The following is a 23,125-nucleotide window of genomic DNA, read 5'->3' on the forward strand; positions in this document are numbered from 1 at the left end:
GCTACCTGGCCTGCCTACCGTCACGGCCGTGATCTGGCTGGCCGTGCTCTTCGCCCTCGCGAGCGCGGCGACGACCGCACTCTCGACGTCCACCCAGCACCTGTCCACGGGGAAGGCACCGGAGGGCGCAGGCGTCGTCGACCTGATGCGTTTCCTCGTACGACGACCGGAGTGGCTGTTCGCCCTCGCACTCGGGCCGGTCGGGTTCACGTTCCACGTGCTCGCGCTCGACAACGGGCCGATCGGGGTGGTCCAGCCGATCGCGATCATGGGCATCGTGTTCGCGGTGCCGATCCGCGCGGCGCTCGCGCGCTCCTGGCCCTCCCGCTCCGAGCTGGTCGGGGTGACGGTCACCGCGCTCGCAATCGCCGTACTGCTGCTCGCGGCCGACGTGCGGTCCGCCCACCACTCCCCCGACCTGTTCACCCTGTTGCTCGGCTGCTCGGCCGCCGCCGGCGGCGCCCTGGTCGCGATCGCGGCCGCGGGTGCCGTCGCCGGCCCGACGCCGCGTGCGTTCCTCCTCGGCTGCGCGTCCGGCGTGCTGTTCGGCCTGATGGCGGTGCTGATCGAGGCCTGCCAGCTCTACCGCGACGGCAACGGCCTGCTCGCGCTCGCGACGTCGTGGCTGCCCTACGCGCTGGTCGGCGCCGGCCTCGCCGGGATCTCGGTCAACCAGCTCGCCTACCGCTCGGCGCGCCTGTCGGCGTCGATGCCGGTGCTCAACGTCGTCAACTGCCTGCTCACGCTCGGGTTCGCCCACCTGGTGTTCGGAGAGGTGCCGCGACACACACCGTTCACAGCGGCGCTGACGGTCGCCGCCTTCGCCGCGATGGCGTGGGGACTGTGGGCGTCAACCCGACGTCGCGACGTAGTAGCTGTTGAACGGGTCCGTCTCGATCTCGTGGACGTCGACGTTCGCGAACCCGGCCTCGTGCAGCATCCGCTCCGCCGTCTGCCGTCCCCAGGCGGTGCCGAGACCGTCGCCGCCCTGGGCCAGCGAGACGGTCATGCAGTGCATCAGCGAGACCGTGTAGAGGAAGGTGGCGGCCGGCTCCTCCAGGTTCTCGTGCACGTGGCTGGACGCCTTGATGTCGACCATCAGGAAGGTGCCGTCGGGCTTCAGGGCCGTGGCGATGTTGGCGAGCACCGTGGCCGGATGGGCCTGGTCGTGGATGGCGTCGAACGCGGTGACGACGTCGTACTCCCCGACCGCGCCGAGGTCGGCGATGTCGCGGACGACGAACTCGGTGTTGGCGAGTCCCCACGCCGCCGACTCCTTCCGCGCTGACTCGATCGCCTCGACGGCGAAGTCGTAGCCCACGAACCGGCTGTCCGGGAACGCCCGCGCCAGCAGGTTGACGGCGTGACCCGACCCGCACCCGACGTCCGCCACCCTGGCGCCGGCGGTCAGCGTCTCCCGCAGCCTTGGGACCAGGGGTACGACGAGGTCCAGCAGCCCGGCGTCGTGGGTCGCTTCGCTGTCTTCCGCCATCAGCCGGTGGAACCGCGGGAACGCGTCGTACCCGACGCCGCCCCCGGTCGTGAAGCAGGCGACGACCTGCTCCTCCACCTCGGCCAGCAGGGGGACCAGCTGCATCATCCGCGCCAGGTTCCCCGGCCCGGCGCCGGTGGTGAGGCTGGCGGCGTGCTCGGCAGGCAGCCAGTACGACGAGCTCTCCGGGTCGTGCTCGACGACCCGTCCGGCGGTGACACCGTTGAGCCACTCGCGGACATAGCGCTCGTCCAGCCCGGCCGCAGCGGCGATCTCGGCGCTGGTCGACGGCGGCAGCGTGGACATGGTGTCGAACAGGCCGATCTGGTGGCCGACGCTGAGGAGGAGACACAGCGCGGAGTCGTTGAACACCCCGAGCATCCGCTCGGCGAACTCCTCGGCGGCGCTGGACTCGACGGGTGAGGTGGCGGTCTCGGTGGTGAGGGACATGAGGGGCTCCCTGGTCGGTCGGGTGGGACTCACGACGCTAGGAGCCGGCGGCCCGCTGCCGCTTCCGGAGAACTGTGCATTCGTCACTGGACGGCCTGCACAGTTCGGTGCAGCAGCCTCAGCCGACGACGCCTTCCTGGTGCGCCCACGCCGCCGCCGCCGTGCGCGACGTGACCCCGAGCTTGGCGTACACGTTGGCCAGGTGCCGGGCGACCGTCTTCTCGCTGATCACGAGGCGGGCCGCGACCTGCCGGTTCGAGAGCCCCTCGGCCACCGCACCCAAGATCTCCCACTCCCGCGCTGTCAGCCCGCCCGGAGGGCCCGCCGACGTCTGGGCCTGGGGATCGATCGCGTCGGCCAGCAGGCCCCGGGCCACGTTCTCGTCGTACGTCGCGCCCATCGCCCGGCAGGCCGCCAGCGCCGCGCGCAACGGAGCCACCGCGTCGGCCGGCGAGCCACTGCCGATCAGCACGGCGCCCCGGGCGATGTCCGCCCATGCTCGGAACCCCGGCGACCCGTAGGTCCGGGCGATCGCGTCGAGCTCGCTCGCGGCGACGTCGGCAGTCGTGTAGTCACCGCGTGCACAGGCGATGGTCGCCTGCGCGGCAAGCAGGCGGGCCCGCGGGAACGGGTCACCCTGCTCGGCGACTGCGCCCCGGATGGCGGCGGCCGCCTCGTCCGGGCGGCCCTCGGCGAGCACCAGCAGCGAGCGGCCCGGCTGCGGCACCCGCCCCAGGGAGGCCGCGGCGTCGTACGCCGCCCGTGCGCCGGCGAGTTCCCCCCGCAGCCGACGTGACTCCCCGATCTCGTAATGCGCCTCGGCGACGGCTTCCACGTTGAGCTCGGCCAGCTCCGCGCACGCCGCCGCAGCCGCCTCCTCGGCGGCGTCGAGATCGCCCTGGATCCGCAGCAGCTGCGCACGGTGGACCCGACAGATCCCCTCGAACATGACGGCGCTGGACGACAGGTCGCACCAGCGCTCGGTGGCCTCGGTCCAGCGCCGGGCCCGCGCGACGTCCGCGAGGTCGGTGCAGATCGAGATCATCTGGCAGTAGAGGTTGCCGGCCTCGCCCGGGCCGATCCGGCCGGCCAGGACCGGCAGCATCGCCTCGTCGAGCAGCTCGAAGCCACGGGCGGTGTCGCCGCCGCGGATCGTCATCACCCCCTGCAACGCCAGCCCGAAGCAGGCCAGGGCCGGCTCTTCGAGATCGGCGGCCAGCTGCTCGAGGGCGACCGCTCCCGACCGTGCCCCTTCGATATCGCCAGAGGCGAACCTGACCTGCGCGTCCATCCAGAGCAGGAACCCGTGGCCGATGCTCGGCGGCTGCCCGTCGAGGAGACGCCTGGCACGGCTCAGCCAGCCCGACCCGACCTCGGGCTCGCCCCGCATCATCCAGTGGAACCCGGACTCCAGCGCCACCATCGCCGCCCGGTCGAGCCGGCCCTCCTCGAGGAAGCGCTCGTGGCACTCCTCGCAGATCTCGAGGGTCTCGCGGATCAGCCCCAACCACCAGGCGGCGTCACCGAGCGCGTACAGGCCCTCGGCGTCCAGGCTGCCGGACCCGCGCAGCACCACGAGCTCGTCGTACGCCGCGGCGAAGTCCCGTCGATCTCGCGCCGCCAGCGCGCGACCGAGCCGGTCGGCGTCCTCGGACATGTGACCACGGTAGCGGCGCTGAAGGCCCCACCGGTCTAGTCCACTCTGCTCCGATCATTGCGAAATTGAGCGGTACTTGAGCGCCGCGGGTGACGCTGGTGCCATGTCACGACTGCTGACCGTCGTCCTCACCCTCGCCCTCCTCGGCGTGGCAGCACCTGGCGCTGACGCCGCCGCCCGCGTGCGCCTCACTGCCTCCGACAACACGCCGGTCGTCGGCCGGCCGGTGGCACTCACCGCGGATGTCGGCGTGCGCGGCCGAAGGGTGGTGTTCCAGAAGCGGACCGGCCAAGGCTGGCGGGCGATCGGCAGCGACCACTCCGACCGTCGTGGCAAGGCCACGGTGCGGGTCCGGTTCAACCGGGTGGGGCGGGTCACCGTCCGCGCCGTGGCCGCCAACGGGTCCGACGCGCTCACCCTCCGGGTGGTGAAGGCGCCGACCATCGTGGCAGCGTCGTTCCCGCCAGGTCCGTGGCGGGTCGGCGTGCCGGTGAGCACGCCCGTCCAGGTCACCCCGGCGAAGCCCGGACGGATGGCCTGGCTCGAGCGCCGGGACGGCGACACGTGGGTCAAGGCGACCACCAACTTCACCACTGACGCCCTGGGTGCTGCAACGGTCCGGTGGACGCCGCCCGAGGTCGGCATGGAGACGGTCCGGATCCGCGTCGGACCCAGCGCGACCCACAGACCCGGGACCTCGGCCCCGGCGGAGCGCGAGGTGCGGGCAGGCGCCGGCGGCGGCTTCCTGTACGGCGGCGGCCTGGAGGCCACCCAGGAGGTGCGGGACGCCCCAGGTCATCCGGACGGCATCTTCGTCGCCTGCGTCGGCTTCCAGCCGCCGCCCACGGGCGCGGTGCCGACGTTCGAGGTCGCACTTCAGCAGGCGAAGGCGTACGTCGCCGACGCGACGGCCGAGGACAGTGACGCGTGGGACGAGCTCCCCGCGCGGAACGACAGCGGCCTGCTCGACCAGGTCGCCGCGATCGCCGTCGCCGACAGGCGGTACGACGCCGCCCTCGCCGCCACGCTGCGCGCCTACGAGCTCGACCCGACCGACAGCGTCAACCTGTCGAACGCCGCCGCGGCCGCCAACCTCGTCGACCACCCGGAGTGGGCGATCGCGTTCGCCCGGAAGGCCGCCGAGGCCGGACCCGCACCTTCGGTCGGCGTCCGCCAGGACGCGGTCCGGCTGGTGAACCTCGGACATGGCTATGCCCTGCGCCGCCAGTGGGACCTCGCGGTCCAGGCCTTGCGCCAGGCGGCCGCCGTGGACCCGGAGAGCCAGGCGGTCCAGGCCGAGCTCGGGGCGGTGCTCGCGTGCCAGGGCAACAAGACGGCCGCGCTCCCCCACGTCCGTCGTTCGCTGCGCACCGACGACACCGCGGACCCGATCGAGCTCCAGAACGGCGACGACGAAACCAGCCGCCGGACGCTGATCGACAGCAGCACCGTCTACGACCTGTCCGGCGGCGCCGACCAGTCGCTCATCCTCCCGTACGTCCCGGGGACCTGGGGCGAGCTCGTCGGCCGGGCTCGGCTCTCCGGCGGCAACAGCTACTACGCCGACGAGCTCGAGGCCTACAACCAATACATCCTCGCCCTCTACCAACGAAGGAACGCACTCGAGGTCCAGCTCAGCCAGCGGATGCAGTCCTGGGCGCCGGCTCGCGTCCGCATCGTCAACGACATCCTGCGCCGGATCGGCACGTCGTACGACCGGGAGATCACCCAGGCGTGGGACGACTACCTCGAGGTCCAGGACCAGGCGATCGGCCCGAACAACTGCCAGGGCATGTTCCCCGGCCACCCCTACTGTGGTGACCAGAGCGGGAACACGTGCAGCCAGTCGCACTCGGTCTTCAACGAGTGGGAACGCCGGATCGAGTACTGGGGGGACGCCCTGTCGGCGTACCACGACGCGACGGCCGAGCACTTCAGCGGGCTCCAGGCACTGCTCAAGGACCCGGTCGCCCACGAGCTCGCGGGCATCCGCGGCGAGCTCGAGTTCTCGACGCCGGTCCACTCCATGCTGGCCAACCTGAGGCTGACGGCGGACCTCTTCGTCGGCTACAACGAGGGCTACGACGGCCACCAGGAGGGCGACCCCCCCTGCGTCGGGATCTCCGTGCCGACCGAGCCCGACCCGGAGGTCAAGTCCGAACGGGCGGCCGCCACCCCGTGCAGCGACGGCAGCCCACTCGCCGACCTCGACCTGAACATCGACCTCCTGGTGGTGTCCGTCAGCATCGGGTGTGAAGGATGGTCGATCGAGGCCACGCGCGGTGTCCTCTGGCTCGAGGCGTTCGCCCGGGTCGAGGGCGACTGGGCGACCAACGGTCTCGTCGTCAACGTCGGGATCAAAGCGGGCGGAGGCGGAGCCAGCGTCGAGACCGGCTTCTACTACCAGCAGGACGGCGGCGGCAAGGTCGTGGACTACGGCTGGCAGGCCAGCGCGAGCGTCCAGGCGGGCGGCCTCGTCTCGATGGACCTGTACGACGACACGGTGCGGGTCAGCTTCATGAGCGCGTTCTCCTCGCCGCACTGACCAGCGGAGGGCGACCCGTCAGCGCACGTGGCCGTCGCCGATCACGACATACTTCGTCGACGTCATCTCCGTCAGCCCCATCGGCCCGCGTGCGTGCAGCTTCTGGGTGCTGATGCCGATCTCGGCGCCGAACCCGAACTCACCGCCGTCGGTGAACCGGGTGGAGGCGTTGACCAGGACGCCCGCGGAGTCGACCTCGGCGACAAAGCGCCGTGCGGCGGCCTGGTCCTCGGTGACGATCGCGTCGGAGTGCTGGCTCGACCAGCGCCGGATGTGCTCGAGCGCCGTGTCGAGATCGGGTACGACGCGCGCCGCGATGTCGAGCGAGAGGTACTCCGTGGCCCAGTCCTCGTCCGTGGCGGCCACCACGCCGTCGTACGCGCCGAACGCCTGGTCGCCGTGCAGGGTGACCCCGGCCTCCTGCAGTGCCGCGACGACGCGCGGCAGGAACGCCTCGGCGACAGACTCGTGCACGAGCAGCGACTCGGCGGCGTTGCAGACGCTGGTGCGGTGCGTCTTCGCGTTGACGACGATCGCCAGCGCCTTGTCGAGATCGGCGGCCGCGTCGACATAAACGTGACAGTTGCCGACGCCGGTCTCGATGACGGGGACCGTCGACTCCTCGACTACTGACTGGATGAGGCTGGCGCCGCCGCGCGGGATCAGCACGTCGACGTGACCGCGCGCCCGCATCAGCGCCTTGACGCTCTCGTGGGTGTCGCCCGGGACCAGCTGGACGACGTCGGCAGGAAGGCCGACGGTCGTCACCGCACCGCGGAGCACGTCGACGATCGCCGCGTTGCTGGACCGGGCGCTGGAGCTGCCGCGCAGCAGCACGGCGTTGCCCGACTTCAGGCAGATGCCCGCGGCGTCGGCAGTGACGTTGGGCCTGGCCTCGTAGATCATCCCGACCACGCCGAACGGCACCCGGACCTCCCGGAGCTCGAGACCGTTGGCGAGCACGCCGCCCCGGACGACCTCGCCCACCGGGTCGGGCAGCCCGGCGACGTCCCGCAGGCCCTGGGCCATGCCGGCGATCCGCTCGGGGGTGAGGCGCAGCCGGTCGATGATGTTGGCCGGCGTCCCGCCGTCCTCGGCGCGGCTGACGTCATCGGCGTTCGCGGCCAGGACGTCGCTCTCGCGGGCCAGGAGCGCGTCCGCCATGGAGTGCAGGGCCTGGTCCTTCGTCGCCCGCGTGGCCAGCGCGAGATCGCGACCGGCGACCCGCGCGCGGCGCGCGGCGTCGATGACGTCATCGGTGATGCTCACCCCTGGAAGGTTAATGCTGAACGGACGCAACCGTCCGGCCGTCTCGGGCGTCTACCAGTCAGACGCAGTTCGGCGTCTCCCACCATGGCAAAGCCATGCCCGCTCGAGGAGGAGTTCGTGATCCACCACCCGTCCCCCCGCCGATCAAAGCGCTGGGGCCTAGCCGCCGTAGCCGCCCTTGCGCTCGGCGCACCGCTCATCGCCACCGCCACCACCCCGGCGACCGGCGCCGAGCCCACGAACCCGACGCTCGACCTCACGGCACCCGCGGCCGTGACCGCGTACACGTACGGGCGCACCATCTACTCCGACCTCGGCTTCCGGCTCGAGGTGAGCGGCGGGCCGCTCGAGATCCGCACGCAGCGTGCCGATGACTACGAGACCGTCCCGACCGCCGTCGCCAAGCTCCCCCTCGGCGACGTGGCGCTACCCCCGCAGGAAGAGGTCGGCAAGCTCAACGACTTCGTGCGGATCCGCCTGGTCGACCGCAACGACCCCGACGCCACGCCGTGGATCCGCAGGCGCAGCTCCTGCCTCGGCGAGTCCACGGAGCGGATGACGCCCGAATCGGAGTTCAAGAACCCCTACCCCAGCACCTGCTTCTACAACTCCTACGCCCTCGGCTCGGTCCAGGGCGTTCCGGACGGCTGGGCGGCCAGCATCTTCGGCTACGAGTCCTCCGGGCTCCGGGTCCGGCCCGGCGAGTACGACCTGACGGTGTCGGTCACCAAGGGGTACGCCGAGGCGCTCGGCCTGAGCGCCGAGCAGCGCACCGCCAGCACCGTGCTGACCGTCGTGAAGGAGGGTGACTGCCGCGGCTGCCGCGAGAACGGCACCAACCCGCGGCTGACGCCGAACCGCACGGAGCCCGACCCCAACGGTGGCGTCGACTCGATCGCGGACCTGCCCGAGGGCACGCCCACGCCGGACCTCCGCTCGCTGCCCGCGTTCAGCATCCAGCTGAACCGTCGGGGCACCCAGCTCCAGTTCGCCGCGAACGTCTGGAACGGCGGCAACTCCCCGCTCGTGGTCGACGGCTTCCGCCGCTCCGGCGAGGACATCATGGATGCCTACCAGTACTTCCTGGACGAGGACGGCAACCAGATCGCCTACCAGGAGGTCGGGACGATGGAGTGGGACCCGGCGCCGACGCACGAGCACTGGCACTTCACCGACTTCGCGACGTACGAGCTGCTCAACGCCGACAAGACCCGCGCCGTGCGCTCGGGCAAGGAGGCGTTCTGCCTCGCCAACACCGACGCCGTCGACCTGACCGGCGAAGGTGCGGACTGGGAGGGCTACCAGGAGGACCTCGGCAGTGTCTGTGGCGGCTACGAGACCCGCTCGATCCGTGAGGTGCTCTCGGCCGGCTGGGGCGACACCTACGCGCAGTTCCGCGCGGGCCAGTCGTTCCCGATCAAGAACCTGGCCGACGGCGTCTACTACGTCCGCGTCCTCGCGAACCCGATCGGCACCCTGATCGAGTCCGACACCACCAACAACGAGTCGCTCCGCCGGATCCGGCTCTGGACCAACGCGAGGGGCGAGCGCCGCGTCCGGGTCGCGCCGGTCGGCCTCGTCGACGAGTCGAGGGGCATCTACTACCGCCGCTGACGCAGCACGAGTACGACGAAGCCCCCGGCACCGTGAGGTGCCGGGGGCTTCGTGTGTTGTTCTCGGTGGTCGAGGAAGTCGCGCTAGCGACTGTCTCGAGACCTCAGCTCTTGCGCTTCTCGATCTCCGCGGTGGCGGCGGGAAGCACGGAGTGCAGGTCGCCGACCACACCGAAGTCGACCAGCTCGAAGATCGGGGCCTCTTCGTCCTTGTTGACGGCCACGATGGTCTTCGAGGTCTGCATGCCGGCGCGGTGCTGGATCGCACCGGAGATGCCGTTGGCGACGTAGAGCTGCGGCGAGACCGTCTTGCCGGTCTGGCCGATCTGCAGGCTGTGCGGCTGCCAACCCGAGTCGACCGCGGCGCGCGAGGCACCGACAGCGGCACCGAGCGCGTCGGCGAGACCCTCGACGGCGGAGAAGTCGCCGCCGGTGCCACGGCCACCGGAGACCACGATCGCGGCCTCGGCGAGCTCGGGGCGACCGCTGGCCTGCCGCGGGTTCGACGCCACGATCCGGGCGGCCTTGGCCGCGTCGGAGATGGTGACCGCGAACTGCTCGACGGTGCCGGCGCCGGCGCCCTCCTCGGGCGCGGCCGAGTTCGGCTTCACCGTGATGATCGGGGTGCCGGTGGTGACCTTCGCCTTGACCGTGTAGTTGCCGGCGAACACGGACTGGGTCGTGCTGCCGTCCTCGGCGACGTCCACGGCGTCGGTGATGAGACCGGAGCCGAGCTTGATGGCGAGGCGACCCGCGATCTCCTTGCCCTCCGCGGAGGACACGATCAGGATCGCGGCCGGGCCCTCAGACCCCGATGCCTCGGCAATTTGTTGCAGCACCTCGGCCTTGGGGGCGACCAGGTAGCCCTTCACCTCGGCGTCGTCGACCGCGTAGACCTTCTCCGCGCCGAACTTGGCGAGGTCGGCCGCGGCACCCTCGGCCTTGTCGGCGCCACCGATGAACACTGCTGCCGGCGTGCCGAGCTTCTTGGCGATGGCGAGGAGCTCGTAGGTCGGCTTGCGGACTGCACCGTCGACGTGGTCGACGAGAACCAGAACTTCAGACATGTCTTGTTGCTCCTCAGATGAACTTCTTCGAGGCGAGGAAGCCCACGAGCGCGGTGGCGCCCGAGCCGTCCTCGTCCTTGACGATCTCGCCGGCGGTCCGCGGCGGGCGCTCGGTGGTCTCCTCCACGGCGGACCAGGCCACCGAGAGGCCGACCTCACCGGCGTCGACGCCGAGGTCACCGAGGCTGTAGGTCTCCAGCGGCTTCTTCTTGGCCGCCATGATGCCCTTGAAGGACGGGTAGCGGGCCTCGCCGGACTGGTCGGTCACGGAGGCGACCAGCGGCATCGAGCCGATGACGACCTCGGTGGCCGTGTCACCGTCGCGCTGGACGGCGAGCTGGTTCTCCTTGCGCTCGATCCGCGAGCCGAGGGTGACCTGGGGCAGCCCGAGGCGCTCGGCGAGCATCGCCGGGACGACGCTCATCGCACCGTCGGTCGAGGCCATGCCGCAGAGCACGACGTCGACGTTGCCGACCTTCTCGACAGCCTTCGCCAGCACCAGGGAGGTCGCGATCGCGTCGGAACCGGCGATCGCGTCGTCCTGGACGTGGACTCCCTGGTCGGCGCCCATCTGCAGCGCCTTGCGCACCGCGTCGACCGCCTTCTCGGGGCCGACGGTCAGCGCGGTGACCGTCACCTCCTCCTCGGTGCCCTCCTTCAGCTGGAGGGCCTGCTCGACGGCGTACTCGTCGAGCTCCGACAGGAGACCGTCGACGCCGACGCGGTCCACGGTGTTGTCCGACTCGAACCGCGGGTCCGCGGTGGCGTCGGGGACGTACTTCACACAGACGACAATGTTCATGGTTGTGGCCGGGAAGGCCCCTTCCTGCACTCGTGCGACCCCTGGAGGTCGGCATTGGGTCCGTAATGGACAGCGCCCGCAGGTTACCGCCCGGTTCGGCGCCGCGGGTAACCCCGCGGGCGTGGACTACCTCACACGCTATCCGGGCCCGGTCGTACCCAGGGTGCGTCTTACGGACGGATGATCCGTTCCAGGAACCGGCCGACGATCAGGTAGACGACGGCGGCGATGCCGTAGTTGAACAGCGCGGTCTTCACGTCGGCGTTGGGGTCCGCGAACTTCTTGACCGGCTCGTCCAGGTCGAAGAAGCCGAGGTCGAACGCGTTGGCCAGGTCGCGGACGAGCTGGACCAGCTCGTTCTCGTCGTTCGCGTCGAGCGCGAAGCTGAAGGCAGCCGCCGCCAGGATCAGCGCGAGCGTGAGGCAGACCACCCAGAGGGCTCGCGAGACGTAACCCCGCACCCGCGCGATCGCCAGCGAGGCGTGGTTGACCCCGTCGTCCCGCGTGGACTTGTCAGCCATCCTGCTCATCGTCCCTCGAATCTGGCCTTGCCGGGCCCGTTCTCGATGAAGGATTGCATGCCGGTGCTGCGATCGTCGGTCGCGAACACCGACGCGAACTGCTGGCGCTCGATTCCGAGGCCGGTCTCGAGGTCGGTCTCGATCCCGCGGTCCACGCACTCCTTGATCGCGCGCAGTGCGTAGGGAGCGGCGTTGCTGAACTTGGAGGCCCACGCGACGGCGGCCCCGTAGACCTCCTCGGCGGGGAACACCCGGTCGACCAGGCCGATCGACAGCGCCTCGTCGGCCTTCACGAAGCGACCGGTGAACATCAGCTCCTTGGCCTTCGCGGGCCCCACCAACCGGGTGAGCCGCTGGGTGCCACCGGCGCCGGGAATGATCCCGAGGAGCACCTCGGGCTGCCCGAAGACGGCGTCCTCGGCGGCGAACCGGACGTCCGCGGCCATGGCCAGCTCACAGCCGCCGCCGAGGGCATAGCCGTTGACGGCGGCGACGACCGGCTTGGGAATGCGGGCGATGGCGGTGACGGCGCCCTGCACCCGGTCGCCGCGGTCGACCATGTCGACGTACGACTTCTCCGCCATCTCCTTGACGTCGTTGCCGGCGGCGAAGACCCGCTCGCCGCCCCAGACCACGACCGCCCGGACGTCGGCGCGCTCGGTCGCCTCCGCAGCCGCGGCCAGGAGCTCGTCCTGGACCTGGAAGCTGATGGCGTTCATCTTGGGGCGGTCCAGACGGATCGTCCCGACGCCGTCGGCTACCTCGAGTCGCACGAACTCGCTGGACATCTGGCTCCTCGGTGTCGGTGAACGGAAACGGGCTCCGACAGCGCATTGTGCCGGACCCGGCAGAATCGAGTCCATGACTCCCGGCCTTTGGCGCAGCCTCGGTGACCGCGCTCCGGTCTGGCCCGGCCGGAACTGGCCGCTCGGCGCCAGCTGGACACCCGAGTCCACGAACTTCGCGGTGTACGCGCCGGACGCCACCGAGGTGTGGCTCTGCGTCTTCGACGACCCCGACGACCCCGTCGAGTCCTGCGGCGAACGTCGCTTCCCGTTGACCGAGCACTCGCTCGGCATCTGGCACGGCGCCCTGCCCGGCCTGGCGCCAGGGACCCGCTACGGCTACCGCGTCAACGGCCCGTGGGACCCCGCGAACGGCATGCGCTTCAACCCGCAGAAGCTGCTGCTCGACCCCTACGGGCTCGCCGTCTCCGGCACCGCCGCGGCCGGCGCCGAGACCCTCGCGTACGACGTCGCGGACCCCTCGCAGCCGAGCCAGCTCGACTCCGCACCGGCGACCGCCCGCAGCGTGGTCGTCGACCCTGCGTTCGACTGGGAGGGCGACGCGCCCCTCAAGCGCCGCTGGCGCGACACCGTCATCTACGAGCTCCACGTCAAGGGCTTCACCCAGCTCCACGACCGGATCCCGGAGGAGATCCGCGGGACGTACGCCGGGCTCGGCCACCCCGTCGTCACCGACTACCTCAAGGACCTCGGCGTGACCGCGGTCGAGCTGCTGCCGGTGCACCAGTTCTTCTCGGAGCCGGCGCTCCTCGAGCGCGGGCTGACCAACTACTGGGGCTACAACAGCATCGGGTTCTTCTCCCCCGACGGCTCCTACAGCTCGGCGGGCGATCGCGGGCAGCAGGTCGCCGAGTTCAAGCAGATGGTCAAGTCGCTCCACCGCGCCGGCCTCGAGGTGATCCTCGACGTCGTCTACAACCACACCGCCGAGGCCGACCCCCAAGGGACATCGCTGTCCTTCCGGGGACTGGACGACCGCGGGTTCTACCGCCGGGTGGAGGATCCCGACGGGTTCGACGACACCTACTGGGACGTCACCGGCTGCGGCAACACGGTCAACTCCGACGACCCGCTGGCGCTCCGGCTGATCCTCGACTCGCTGCGCTACTGGGTGACCGAGATGCACGTCGACGGCTTCCGGTTCGACCTGATGTCCGCGCTGACCCGGACCGGGCCGGACATCGACATGTCCTGCAAGCTCCTCATCGCGATGGGCCAGGACCCGGTCCTGCGGCACGCGAAGCTGATCGCCGAGCCGTGGGACGTCTCCATGGGCGGCTACCTGGTCGGCCAGATGCCGCCGCCGTGGGTCGAGTGGAACGACCAGTACCGCGACGCGATCCGCGACTTCTGGCGCGGCCACACCAACGGGATGCACGGCGTGGCCACCCGGCTGGCCGGCTCCTCGGACCTGTACGCCGACGACGGGCGGTCGGCGTACAACTCGGTCAACTTCGTGACGGCCCACGACGGGTTCACCATCCGCGACCTGGTCTCCTACGACCACAAGCACAACGAGGACAACGGCGAGGACAACCGCGACGGCACCGACAACAACCGGTCGTGGAACTGCGGCGTCGAGGGTGAGACCGACGACCCGGACGTCGTCGCGCTGCGGCGGCGACAGGCCGCGAACCTGATGGCGACGCTCTGCCTGTCCAACGGCGTCCCGATGCTGACGGCCGGCGACGAGCGCGGACGGACGCAGGGCGGCAACAACAACGCGTACTGCCAGGACAACGAGATCTCATGGGTGGACTGGCGTGCCGACGACGCGTGGCTCGACGTCTACGAGCTCACCAAGACCGCGCTCCGGATGCGCCGCGACCACCAGACGCTGCGCCAGCGGCACTGGTTCGAGGGCCGGCCGACGATCGTCGGCGGGCCCAAGGACGTCGCCTGGCTGCACCCGACCGGCCGCGAGATGACCGACGCCGACTGGCACGACACGGACCTGCGCACCATCGGCATGTTCGTCTCGGGCAAGCCGCTCCGGGAGCCGGGGCCGCAGGGCGAGCAGGTGATCGACGCGTCGTTCCTCATGTGGTTCCACGCCGGGGCGGAGCCGTGCCCGGTGTTCCTGCCCGACAACGACTGGGTACGACGCGGGCAGGTCGTGCTCTCGACGGACCCCGACCTCGAGGAGGGCACCCCGGTCGAGACCAGCGAGGAGCTGCGCCTCGGTCCGCGGAGCGTCGTGGTCCTTCAGGAGATGTGAGCGGAGTGCGCCGTCCCTAACAGATGCCGGGCAGGTCGAAGATGTCGATCAGGCCGAGCACCGGTACGTCGATCCGCAGCGCCGAGTCCGAGCCGCAGTCGAAGCTCCCGCCGATCCGGAGGAACGGGATCCCGGTCGTGTCCCCGACCAGCTCCCAGTGGTCCGCGGAGAAGGGAACCTCGCCGATCGACTCGAACTCCTTGACGCTGCCGCTGTCGACCGTGGTGGCATCGCCGTCCTGGTTCGCCTGGTAGTGGATCTTGCCGCGGAACGACGGCACGTCCAGGTGGACGCCGACCAGGTCGTCCTCCTGCGGATCACCGTCGCCGTCCAGCTCGACGCTGTCGCCGGAGTGCGCGTCGACCTGGTAGTCGGTGACCTGAACGCCGTGGAACGACACCTGGTGGGCCGAGTTGGTGGTCCCCTGCCACTCGCAGACCGGGTGCCAGGTCGCGTCGACGCCCACCGGCTTCAGGCACACGACACCGTTCATCGTGATCGGCCCCTGCTCGCCGGTGGTCCGCAGGTAGGTGTGGAACAGGCCCGGGATCGTGTAGAACTCGTCGTCCTCGATCTCGTGCGGCGACTCGACCCGCGTCTCGCAGCCCGCGTGCGCGGTGGACAGGCAGAACTTCGTGTGGGGCGCGATGTCGTCGATGAGCAGGTCCGCCGCAGCGGCATCGTCGATCACGAAGTTGATGTCGGCGTCGGTCGACGTGGCCGCGTCCCAGTCGAGGATCGTCGAGTCCCCCGTGGTGTTGCCGAACGTGAACCACTGCGGCGGGTCGGCCACGGACGCGCCGAGATCCAGGGCCGTGGTGTCGGCGTTGACCGTGATCGCCGCCGGGTCCGTGCCACCGAAGGCGACGTCCATCTCGCTCGAGGCCTCGCCTGTCGTCGTGTAGAGGGCCCGCTGCAGGTCGTGGATCCGGACGAACGCCGTGAACGATGCGGGCGTGTCACCGACCGCGTCGAGGCTCTCGAGGAGTACGGCGTTGTCGTTCCCCTCGAAGCTGCCCAGGGGCGCGTGCGGCGCGTCCGACACCTGGGCAGCGATCCGCCCGATCGAGCCGGCGCTCAGCACCTCGACGCCGGTCGTGTCTCCTCCGACCCGGATCCGGAAGCTCTCCGGGATCTGGGAGATCTCGAGGTCGGCGAAGTGGACGCCGCCGTCGTTGAGCGCGCCGCCCGGCAGGTTCGTCGCGTCCAAGGTGAGCGAGCCGATCGGGTCCTCGGCCTCCCACAGGAAGCCGTCGGCGTCCTCGGAGAAGGTGAGGCTGGACGGCAGGTCCTGGATGGCGCCGGTGATCGTCGCCGTCGGGACGGAGTCCGTGGGGTCGTCGATCTGGGCGTCGATGCTGAACGGCTGGGCCTGGGTCGTGTCGATGTCGACCAGGAGCGGGTCGGCAGCGAAGCTCAGCCCGGTGACACCGTGCAGGCGCCCGCGAGCGGTGAACTGCCCGGGGAGGGCCCGCAGGTAGGCGCCGGAGTCGTCCTCGTCGTCGCCGATCTGGCCGAGCGGCCCGCTGGTGAGCGTGACGTCGACCTCGTCGATCGCGTGGTCGAGGGTGACCGATGCACCGGAGTCACTCATCACCACGTCGGCGGTGAGCTCCGCCGGGATGCCCTCGAGGCCGACGATCGCGACATCGGGGTCGGCGCCCTGGCGCTCCATCAGCGGCAGCTGCGGCTCGACCCGGAGGTCGATGGCCCCGATGTCGGCGTCGGCGTCGATCTCGAGGGTGCCGTCGTGCGTCTCCGAGGGTGGCCGCACCCGCGCGTCCAGGACGTGCGGCAGGTCGACCACGTCGCCCTCGATCAGCAGGGCGTCGTTCGGGACCGTCGGGTCGTTGGTCTGCACCTTGACATGGAACGGCCCGGCGCCGAGCGTCGTACCGAGCTCGGTCCAGCCGCCGATCCGGTTCAGCAGGGAGACCCGCTCGAAGTCGGTGACCCGGGCCGCGATCGCGAACCGCGCGGGCGTGTCGAGGTACGTCGCTCCCGCGCCGGCAGGCAGCACGGACGCCCCGCCGTCATCGGCCTCGAACTCGACGGTGCCGATCGGGGCACTCGACGTCACCTCGACGCCGTCGAGGAGGACGACGCCAGGGTTCGGCTCGACGTGCCGCTTGCGCACCTCGAACACGAACGCGGCCGGGATGTCCGTCGCATGGGCGCGGAGGTCGGTCGCACGGGCGAACAGCGGGTCGTCGGCGACGGCCTCGATCGCCAGGTCGTCGAGTCCCTGCCCGTGACCGTCGTACGTCACGACCGGGCCGTCGAGGTCCGCGTCGAGGGTCAGGTGCTCCGGCAGGTCGGCCACCGAGCCCGTCACGTCGAGTCCCGGTCGTTCGACGTCGATCGCGACCGGCTTGCGGCCGGCCGGCGTGACCTCGAGGTCGGCGTGGATGGTGTCGGTCGCGTCGACGGACGCCCGCCGCAGACCGTCGATCCGGGCGGCGACCGAGCTGTGGGTGCCGTCATCGAGCAGCTTCACGTACGGCCCGTCCGCGGTGCCGAGGACGGGGTCGCCGTCGGCCAGCCCGAACTCGACCGACCCGAACGCCCCGTTGGTGTCGACGGCGCCGGCCCGCTCCGCCGTCTGCTCGACCGTCACCAGGGTCGGCAGGTCGGTGGCGTGCAGGACAGCACCCAGCAGCGGGACCTCGCTCTCGGTCTCGCGGTAGGCCAGGTCGACGTCGTCGACGATCGCCGACGAGGTCACGGTGACGGTGCGCTGGTCCGCGGTGGCGCCCGGCACGTACGACGCCTCTACCGACTGCGGCAGCGGATCGAGATGTGCGGTCGCGCGCTTCTCGTTGGCGCCGGTGACCATCTCGACCTGCGCGTCGAGCGTCACCGGCTGGCTGGCCCCGAGCCCGACCCGGTAGCGCTCGCCGATCCCCAGGTCGATGGTCGAGGTGGGCGGCATCGGCGTGTAGGTGAGCCTGCCGCCGAGCGGGTCGGTGCGGTCGAGGGACTCGCCGTCGAAGAGCCCACCCACGACCGTCAGCGCCGCCGGCGTCTTGATGCCGTAGGCCGCATCGTTCTCGAGCTGCACCCGCGGGTCGCCGTTGGCTTCCTCGCCGATACCGATGACCGAGTGGAAGAGCCGCGGTGCGCGGGTGTCGCGAGCGTCGTAACCGAGGTGCATGCGATCGCGCGGCAGCGACCCTCCGGCCGTCGGGTCGTTGACGATCAGCTCTACCGAGACCGGCAGGGTGCTGGTCTCCGTCATCAGTCGCTCGATCCGAACCGCGAACTCGTGGAGGTTGCGGATCGTCGGCGTGACCACCAGGTCGGGCAGCAGGTCGGGATCGGCGTTCACCAGCGCCGGGACACCGATCAGGGTCCGGTGCCGACGGACCAGCATCGTGCCGTCCGGCCGGCGGAACTGCGTCAGCACCTCCACGTCCGCCGCCCCGAGCGCGCAGCCGATGGCGTCGAGCGGGATCGGCACCGCGGTGATGAGCGGCGCCAGCCCCGGCGGCGGCGGGCACAGCAGCCCGTCGGCGAGCCCGATCCGGTCACGCGACGACGTCGGCGGCGGCGTCACTGACCCGCCGAGGGCGCCGAGCATGACGAGGATGGTGGCGCCGACCAGCCATAGGGCGAGGTGCGGCGGACGCCGGAGCGAGACGGCCATGACGAGCCTCCTGTGCCGAGGGGGGAGCGCTCGTCAGGCTAGAAGCGGAGCCCCTGCCTGGGGACCCCGAACGAGTCTCAACGCCGTCTCAACCCACTCGGGCCGCACGACCGGCTCAGGCGGAGGTGACGACCCCCAGCTCGGCCGGCGCGACGAGGAGCGGGTTGGCCGGGACCACCCGCACGGTGTAGCCGAACGGGCCGCTGCGCGGCAGGCCGACCTCGGCGTCGTACCGGTGCCGGCCGCCGTCGTAGGACTCGGTGAGCTGCAGCCCGGTGATCGCGGGCTCGACGAGCATGTCCTCGGCGTCGACGCGACCATGGACGAGCTGGACCTCGACGTCGGACGGGGCGAGGTCGCCGAGGGCGACGTACGACCGCACGGTGAGCGGGGCGCCGACGAGCGGCTCGTCCCCGACGCCGAGTGCCTCGACGTGCTCGACCCGGACGCCCGGCCAGGCCTGGCGGACCCGTGCCTTCCACTGCGCGAGCTCGCGCGCGCCGGCGTAGTCGCTGTTGAGCGCGCGGGCGTTGCCGGCCGCGGGGGCGTAGAGCTGTCGGACGTAGTCGCTGACCATCCGGGTCGCGAGCACCTTCGGGCCGAGCGACTTCCAGGTGTGGCGGAGCATCTCGACCCAGCGCACCGGGACGCCGTCGTGGTCGAGGTCGTAGAACCGGGGCGCGACCTCGTGCTCGATCAGGTCGTAGAGCGCCGCGGCCTCGAGGTCGTCGCGACGGTCGTGGTCGTCGAGACCGTCGGCGGACGGGATCGCCCAGCCGTTCTCGCCGTCGAACCACTCGTCCCACCAGCCGTCGAGGATCGACAGGTTGAGGCCGCCGTTCAGGGCCGCCTTCATGCCGGAGGTGCCGCAGGCCTCGTAGGGGCGCAGCGGGTTGTTGAGCCACACGTCGCAGCCCGGGTAGAGCGGCAGCGCCAGCCCGATGTCGTAGTTGGGCAGGAAGACGATCCGGTGCCGGACGTCCTCGGCGTCGGCGAAGCGGACCAGCTCCTGGATCAGCTTCTTGCCGCCGTCGTCGGCCGGGTGCGACTTGCCGGCGATGACCAGCTGGACCGGGCGCTCGGGGTGGAGCAGCAGCGACCGCAGCCGATCGGGGTCGCGCAGCATCAGCGTCAGCCGCTTGTACGACGGCACCCGCCGCGCGAAGCCGATCGTCAGCACGTCCGGATCGAGGGCCTCGTCGACCCAGCCGAGCTCGGCCCGGGCGGCGCCGCGCTTCTCCCAGGAGCGGCACAGTCGGCGACGGGCATCTTCGACGAGCCGTTCCCGCAGTGCGCGCTTGGTGCGCCAGATATCGCCGGCCGGCACCTTGTCGACCGCGGCCCAGAAGCCTTCGGTGTCGTCGCTGTCGGCATCCGCGCCGTGCGCGGTCGCGAGGGCGATCACCTCGCGCGCGACCCAGGTCGGCGCGTGCACGCCGTTGGTGATCGACCCGATCGGCACCTCGGCCTCGTCGAAGGCCGGCCACAGCCCGTTGAACATCCCCCGGCTGACCTGGCCGTGCAGGAGCGAGACGCCGTTGGCGCGCTGCGCCAGCCGGAACCCCATCACCGCCATGTTGAAGACGCTCGCGTCGCCGCCCTCGAAGTCCTCGGCGCCGAGCGCCAGCACGCGCTCCACCGGCACGCCGGGCGTGGGCCCGGCGTCGCCGAAGTACTGCTCGACGAGGGTCTCGGGGAACCGGTCGATGCCGGCGGGCACCGGGGTGTGGGTGGTGAAGACGGTCGACGCCCGGCCGACTTCGATCGCGGTGTCGAGGTCCAGGTGCGGGCCGTCGTTCGCGACGGTGAGCTCGCGGATCCGCTCGATCCCGAGGAAGCCTGCGTGGCCCTCGTTGGTGTGGAACACCTCCGGCTCCGGCGCGCCGGTGATCCGGCAGTAGGTGCGGATCGCGCGCACGCCGCCGACCCCGAGCAGGATCTCCTGGCGCAGCCGGTGCTCGCTGTTGCCGCCGTACAGCCGGTCGGTGATGTCGACGTAGTGGTCGGGGTTGCCCTCGACGTCGGTGTCGAGCATCAGCAAGGGCACCCGGCCGACGCTGGCCACCCAGATCCGGGCCAGCAGGTCGGGACCGTCCGGCAACGAGAGCGAGATGGTCGCGCGGCTCCCGTCGGCCTCGTGCAGCTGCGAGATCGGCAGGCCGTCCGGGTCGAGCACCGGATAGGTCTCCTGCTGCCAGCCCTCGCGCGACAGCGACTGCTTGAAGTAGCCGTGGCGGTAGAGCAGGCCGACGCCGATGATCGGTACGCCGAGGTCGCTGGCCGCCTTGAGGTGGTCGCCGGCGAGGATGCCGAGGCCGCCCGAGTACTGCGGGAGCACGGCGGTGATCCCGAACTCCGGTGAGAAGTAGGCGATCTGGTGCGGCCACACCGGGTCCGGCTCGCGGCCGTCCGAGACCCGCTGGTACCACCGCGGCTCGGTCAGGTAGGCCTCGAGATCGGCGCGGACCTCGCCCAGCCGCCGGACGAAGCCCTCGTCCGCGGCCAGCTCGTCCCACCGCTCGGCAGGCACCTCGCCGAGCAGGCGGACAGGGTCGTGGCCGGAGGACGCCCACAGGTCGGGGTCGACCGCGGCGAAGACGTCCTGCGTCTCGGGATGCCAGGACCAGCGCAGGTTGCCTGCCAGCTCGCCGAGAGGCGCCAGCGTCGGGGGCAGGAGGGGACGGACAGTGAACCGACGGATCGCACGCACGGTACGACGTTAGCGGGCTTGACTTGAACGATCCAATGGAGCGGCCCTCTTCGTTCCCGCGACAGAGTGTCGTGGAACCCGTAACCCCGGCGCACCCGCCGCGTTGTCGGTCTTAGGCGACGAGCGGGGCGGAGTCATGGGGGCTGTCCCGCTCGTCTCCCCTATTGGCCGAGACGCGTCTCCGGTGACGCCGCCGAGACTTGGCCGACCGTCGTCGGCTTTCGGGCCGCCACCGGCGGCGCCACCTCCCGCCGCGCTGCCGGCCGCGCAGTCGACGTAGTCGGTGGTTACGGCCGCTTGGCGGCAAACGGATGCCTCCCTCCCGACCGGCGCTGCCATGCCGCTCCCTGCGACTCTCTAGGCTGGCGCCGATGCCGACCTCACCGCTTCGCAGCGTCGCCGACCACCAGCGCCGTATCGCCGATCTGCTCGGTTCGCTCGCCCCGACCCCGGTCCCGCTCACCGAGGCCAGGGGCCTGGTGCTGGCCGAGCCGGTGACCGCGCCCGAGTCGCTGCCGTCCTTCGACAACTCCGCGATGGACGGGTACGCCGTCCGCGCCGAGGACATCGCCGACGCGAGCCCCGATTCACCCGTGCGGCTGCCGGTGGCGGCCGACATCCCGGCGGGCTCCCCCGGTGGCGACCTCGCGCCCGGGACCGCCCACCGGATCATGACCGGCGCGCCGCTCCCCCGCGGCGCGGACGCCGTCGTCGAGGTCGAGCTGACGGACGGCGGCACCGACGTCGTCGCCATCACCGGCGCCCGCGAGGCAGGCTCGTTCATCCGGTCCGCAGGCGTCGACGTAGCCGCGGGTACGACAGTGCTCGACGCCGGCGCCGTGATCGGGCCGGCCCAGATCGGCCTGCTGGCGGCGCTCGGCGTGCGGGAGGTCGTCGTACGACCGCGGCCGCGGGTGCTCGTCTGCTCGACCGGCTCCGAGCTGACCGAGGACCCCGAGCCCGACGCCGGCCAGATCCGGGACTCCAACAGCTTCATGCTGGCCGCGGCCGTCGAGGACGCCGGCGCGGTCGCGATCCGCCGGCTGTGGGCGGCCGACGACGTACCCACGTTCCTCGGCATCCTCGACGCCGAGCTCGACGCCGGCGTCGACCTCATCCTGACCTCCGGCGGTGTCAGCGCCGGCGCCTACGAAGTGGTCAAGGACGCCCTCGGCCCTCGCGGCGTGGAGTTCACGAAGGTCGCCATGCAGCCCGGCATGCCTCAGGGCTCGGGGACGTACGGCGACGCGGCCGTCGTCTGCCTGCCCGGCAACCCGGTGAGCTCGCTCGTGTCGTTCGAGGTCTTCGTGCGGCCGGCCCTGCGGGCGTCGTACGGACATCCGCGGCCACACCGCCGCGTCGTCCGCGCCGCCCTCACCGAGGCCGTCACCTCCCCTGCCGGCAAGCGTCAGCTCCGGCGCGGCCGGCTCGATCCCGCCGCGGGGACGGTCGAGCCGTGGGGTCCGCCGGGCTCGGGCTTCCTGGGCTGGCTCGCCGGCGCGGACTGCCTGATCGACCTGCCGGCGGACGTCACCTCGCTCGACGCGGGGGCGACCGTGGACGTCTGGGACCTGACCGACTGACGCGGCCACCCGGCCGACCTACAGGTCGGCGCCGAACACCAGCGCCGGACCGCCGTTCTTGATGACCCGGCGCTCCAGCCGGAGGCCGACCTTCGCCGCGACCCGCTGCGACGGAATGTTCTCGGGACGGATGATCGCCACCAGGTGGCCGACCCCCTCCTCCCGTGCTGCGTCGCGGACTGCCGTGGCAGCTTCGGTCGCGAGACCCTGGCCGCGAAGGGTGGGGTGCACGTGATAGCCGACCTCGACCAACAGCTCGCCCTCCACGTCCTGCATCGTGAGGCCGCAGTCACCGACGAACCGGCGATCACGGGTCTCGATCACCCAGAGACCGAAACCGTGGTCGGCGTAGTTCCGACGGTTCCAGCGGATCCAGTGCTGCGCGTCGGCGCGGGTGCGCTCCCGGCGGTTCGGACGGATCGGGTCGGGCGCCGTCAGCACCGCCGCCACGTCGTCGAGGTCGGCATCGACCATCTCGCGGAAGCGAAGCCGCGAGGTCGAGGTGGGCAGCACCCTCGACACCCTAGGTGGCTGTCCATGGGGATTCAGGCGACGAGGGGTGGTGGTCGGGTTGGTGGGTGGTAGGTGAAGCGGTCGCGGTCGTCGACGGGTGGTGGGGGGATCCACACGGGTCGGTGGGTGTTGGGGTCGAGGTGGACCTGCCAGGGGGTTTGGTGGGTGAGGGTGTGGTGTTTGCGGCAGAGCAGGACCAGGTTGTGCAGGCTGGTGGGTCCGCCGTCGGCCCA

Annotated in this window: 15 protein-coding genes and 1 pseudogene; 5 read left to right on the top strand and 11 right to left on the bottom strand. The window is 71.3% G+C overall.

What is annotated here, in order from left to right:
• Positions 1-43: 43 nt before the first annotated feature.
• Positions 44-778 (top strand): annotated as a pseudogene (locus D0Z08_RS33775) (DMT family transporter); the annotation flags it as partial.
• Between the two features lie 72 nt (positions 779-850).
• On the opposite strand, the gene D0Z08_RS24070 reads toward D0Z08_RS33775, so the two are convergent.
• The gene (locus tag D0Z08_RS24070; protein ID WP_118927826.1) at positions 851-1,942 is read right to left on the bottom strand and encodes a class I SAM-dependent methyltransferase; all 1,092 of its coding nucleotides are present in this window, start codon (positions 1,940-1,942) and stop codon (positions 851-853) included.
• Between the two features lie 118 nt (positions 1,943-2,060).
• The gene (locus tag D0Z08_RS24075) at positions 2,061-3,599 is read right to left on the bottom strand and encodes a helix-turn-helix domain-containing protein (protein WP_118927827.1); all 1,539 of its coding nucleotides are present in this window, start codon (positions 3,597-3,599) and stop codon (positions 2,061-2,063) included.
• Positions 3,600-3,702: 103 nt separating this feature from the next.
• Between D0Z08_RS24075 and D0Z08_RS32335 the strand changes: the two genes are divergently transcribed.
• A complete protein-coding gene (locus D0Z08_RS32335; RefSeq protein ID WP_182481463.1) occupies positions 3,703-6,144 on the top strand; it encodes a tetratricopeptide repeat protein in 2,442 nt (813 codons plus the stop codon).
• An 18-nt stretch (positions 6,145-6,162) separates the two neighbouring features.
• On the opposite strand, the gene D0Z08_RS24085 is transcribed toward D0Z08_RS32335, so the two are convergent.
• Positions 6,163-7,413: a glutamate-5-semialdehyde dehydrogenase gene (locus tag D0Z08_RS24085; protein ID WP_118927828.1), complete on the bottom strand. Its 1,251-nt coding sequence runs from the start codon at positions 7,411-7,413 to the stop codon at positions 6,163-6,165.
• An 84-nt stretch (positions 7,414-7,497) separates the two neighbouring features.
• Here D0Z08_RS24085 and D0Z08_RS24090 point away from each other — a divergent pair, with 84 nt between their 5' ends.
• Positions 7,498-9,027 carry a lysyl oxidase family protein gene (locus tag D0Z08_RS24090; RefSeq protein WP_118927829.1) on the top strand — a complete coding sequence of 510 codons (1,530 nt, stop codon included), beginning with the start codon at positions 7,498-7,500 and terminating at the stop codon, positions 9,025-9,027.
• 103 nt (positions 9,028-9,130) lie between these two features.
• Here the strand turns inward: D0Z08_RS24090 and D0Z08_RS24095 are convergent, their stop codons facing one another.
• The 4 genes from D0Z08_RS24095 to D0Z08_RS24110 form a co-directional block, all read right to left on the bottom strand.
• Positions 9,131-10,093, bottom strand: a complete 963-nt coding sequence (locus D0Z08_RS24095; RefSeq protein WP_118927830.1) for an electron transfer flavoprotein subunit alpha/FixB family protein — start codon at positions 10,091-10,093, stop codon at positions 9,131-9,133.
• A gap of 13 nt (positions 10,094-10,106) precedes the next feature.
• On the bottom strand, positions 10,107-10,877 hold the full coding sequence (locus D0Z08_RS24100) for an electron transfer flavoprotein subunit beta/FixA family protein (RefSeq protein ID WP_245994380.1): 771 nt from the start codon (positions 10,875-10,877) through the stop codon (positions 10,107-10,109).
• Positions 10,878-11,065: 188 nt separating this feature from the next.
• The gene (locus D0Z08_RS24105; RefSeq protein ID WP_118927832.1) at positions 11,066-11,416 is read right to left on the bottom strand and encodes a hypothetical protein; all 351 of its coding nucleotides are present in this window, start codon (positions 11,414-11,416) and stop codon (positions 11,066-11,068) included.
• A gap of 5 nt (positions 11,417-11,421) precedes the next feature.
• Positions 11,422-12,204 (bottom strand): enoyl-CoA hydratase/isomerase family protein, encoded by a 783-nt coding sequence (locus D0Z08_RS24110; RefSeq protein WP_118927833.1) that lies wholly within the window; start codon positions 12,202-12,204, stop codon positions 11,422-11,424.
• Positions 12,205-12,277: 73 nt separating this feature from the next.
• Here D0Z08_RS24110 and glgX point away from each other — a divergent pair, with 73 nt between their 5' ends.
• Positions 12,278-14,440, top strand: coding sequence for a glycogen debranching protein GlgX (gene glgX, locus D0Z08_RS24115; RefSeq protein WP_118927834.1), 2,163 nt, complete (start codon positions 12,278-12,280; stop codon positions 14,438-14,440).
• Between the two features lie 16 nt (positions 14,441-14,456).
• On the opposite strand, the gene D0Z08_RS24120 is transcribed toward glgX, so the two are convergent.
• On the bottom strand, positions 14,457-18,086 hold the full coding sequence (locus D0Z08_RS24120) for a hypothetical protein (RefSeq protein ID WP_118927835.1): 3,630 nt from the start codon (positions 18,084-18,086) through the stop codon (positions 14,457-14,459).
• A gap of 115 nt (positions 18,087-18,201) precedes the next feature.
• Positions 18,202-20,796: an alpha-glucan family phosphorylase gene (gene glgP / locus D0Z08_RS24125; RefSeq protein WP_118927836.1), complete on the bottom strand. Its 2,595-nt coding sequence runs from the start codon at positions 20,794-20,796 to the stop codon at positions 18,202-18,204.
• Between the two features lie 371 nt (positions 20,797-21,167).
• Between glgP and moeA the strand changes: the two genes are divergently transcribed.
• Positions 21,168-22,379: a molybdopterin molybdotransferase MoeA gene (gene moeA / locus D0Z08_RS24130; protein WP_118927837.1), complete on the top strand. Its 1,212-nt coding sequence runs from the start codon at positions 21,168-21,170 to the stop codon at positions 22,377-22,379.
• Positions 22,380-22,397: 18 nt separating this feature from the next.
• Here moeA and D0Z08_RS24135 read toward each other — a convergent pair whose 3' ends face one another.
• Positions 22,398-22,892, bottom strand: coding sequence for a GNAT family N-acetyltransferase (locus D0Z08_RS24135; RefSeq protein ID WP_245994382.1), 495 nt, complete (start codon positions 22,890-22,892; stop codon positions 22,398-22,400).
• 32 nt (positions 22,893-22,924) lie between these two features.
• Positions 22,925-23,125 (bottom strand): HNH endonuclease signature motif containing protein (locus tag D0Z08_RS32730; RefSeq protein ID WP_220454330.1); only part of this gene is annotated, 201 nt, incomplete at its 5' end.

Source organism: Nocardioides immobilis, from assembly GCF_003515065.1.
GTDB lineage: Bacteria > Actinomycetota > Actinomycetes > Propionibacteriales > Nocardioidaceae > Nocardioides > Nocardioides immobilis.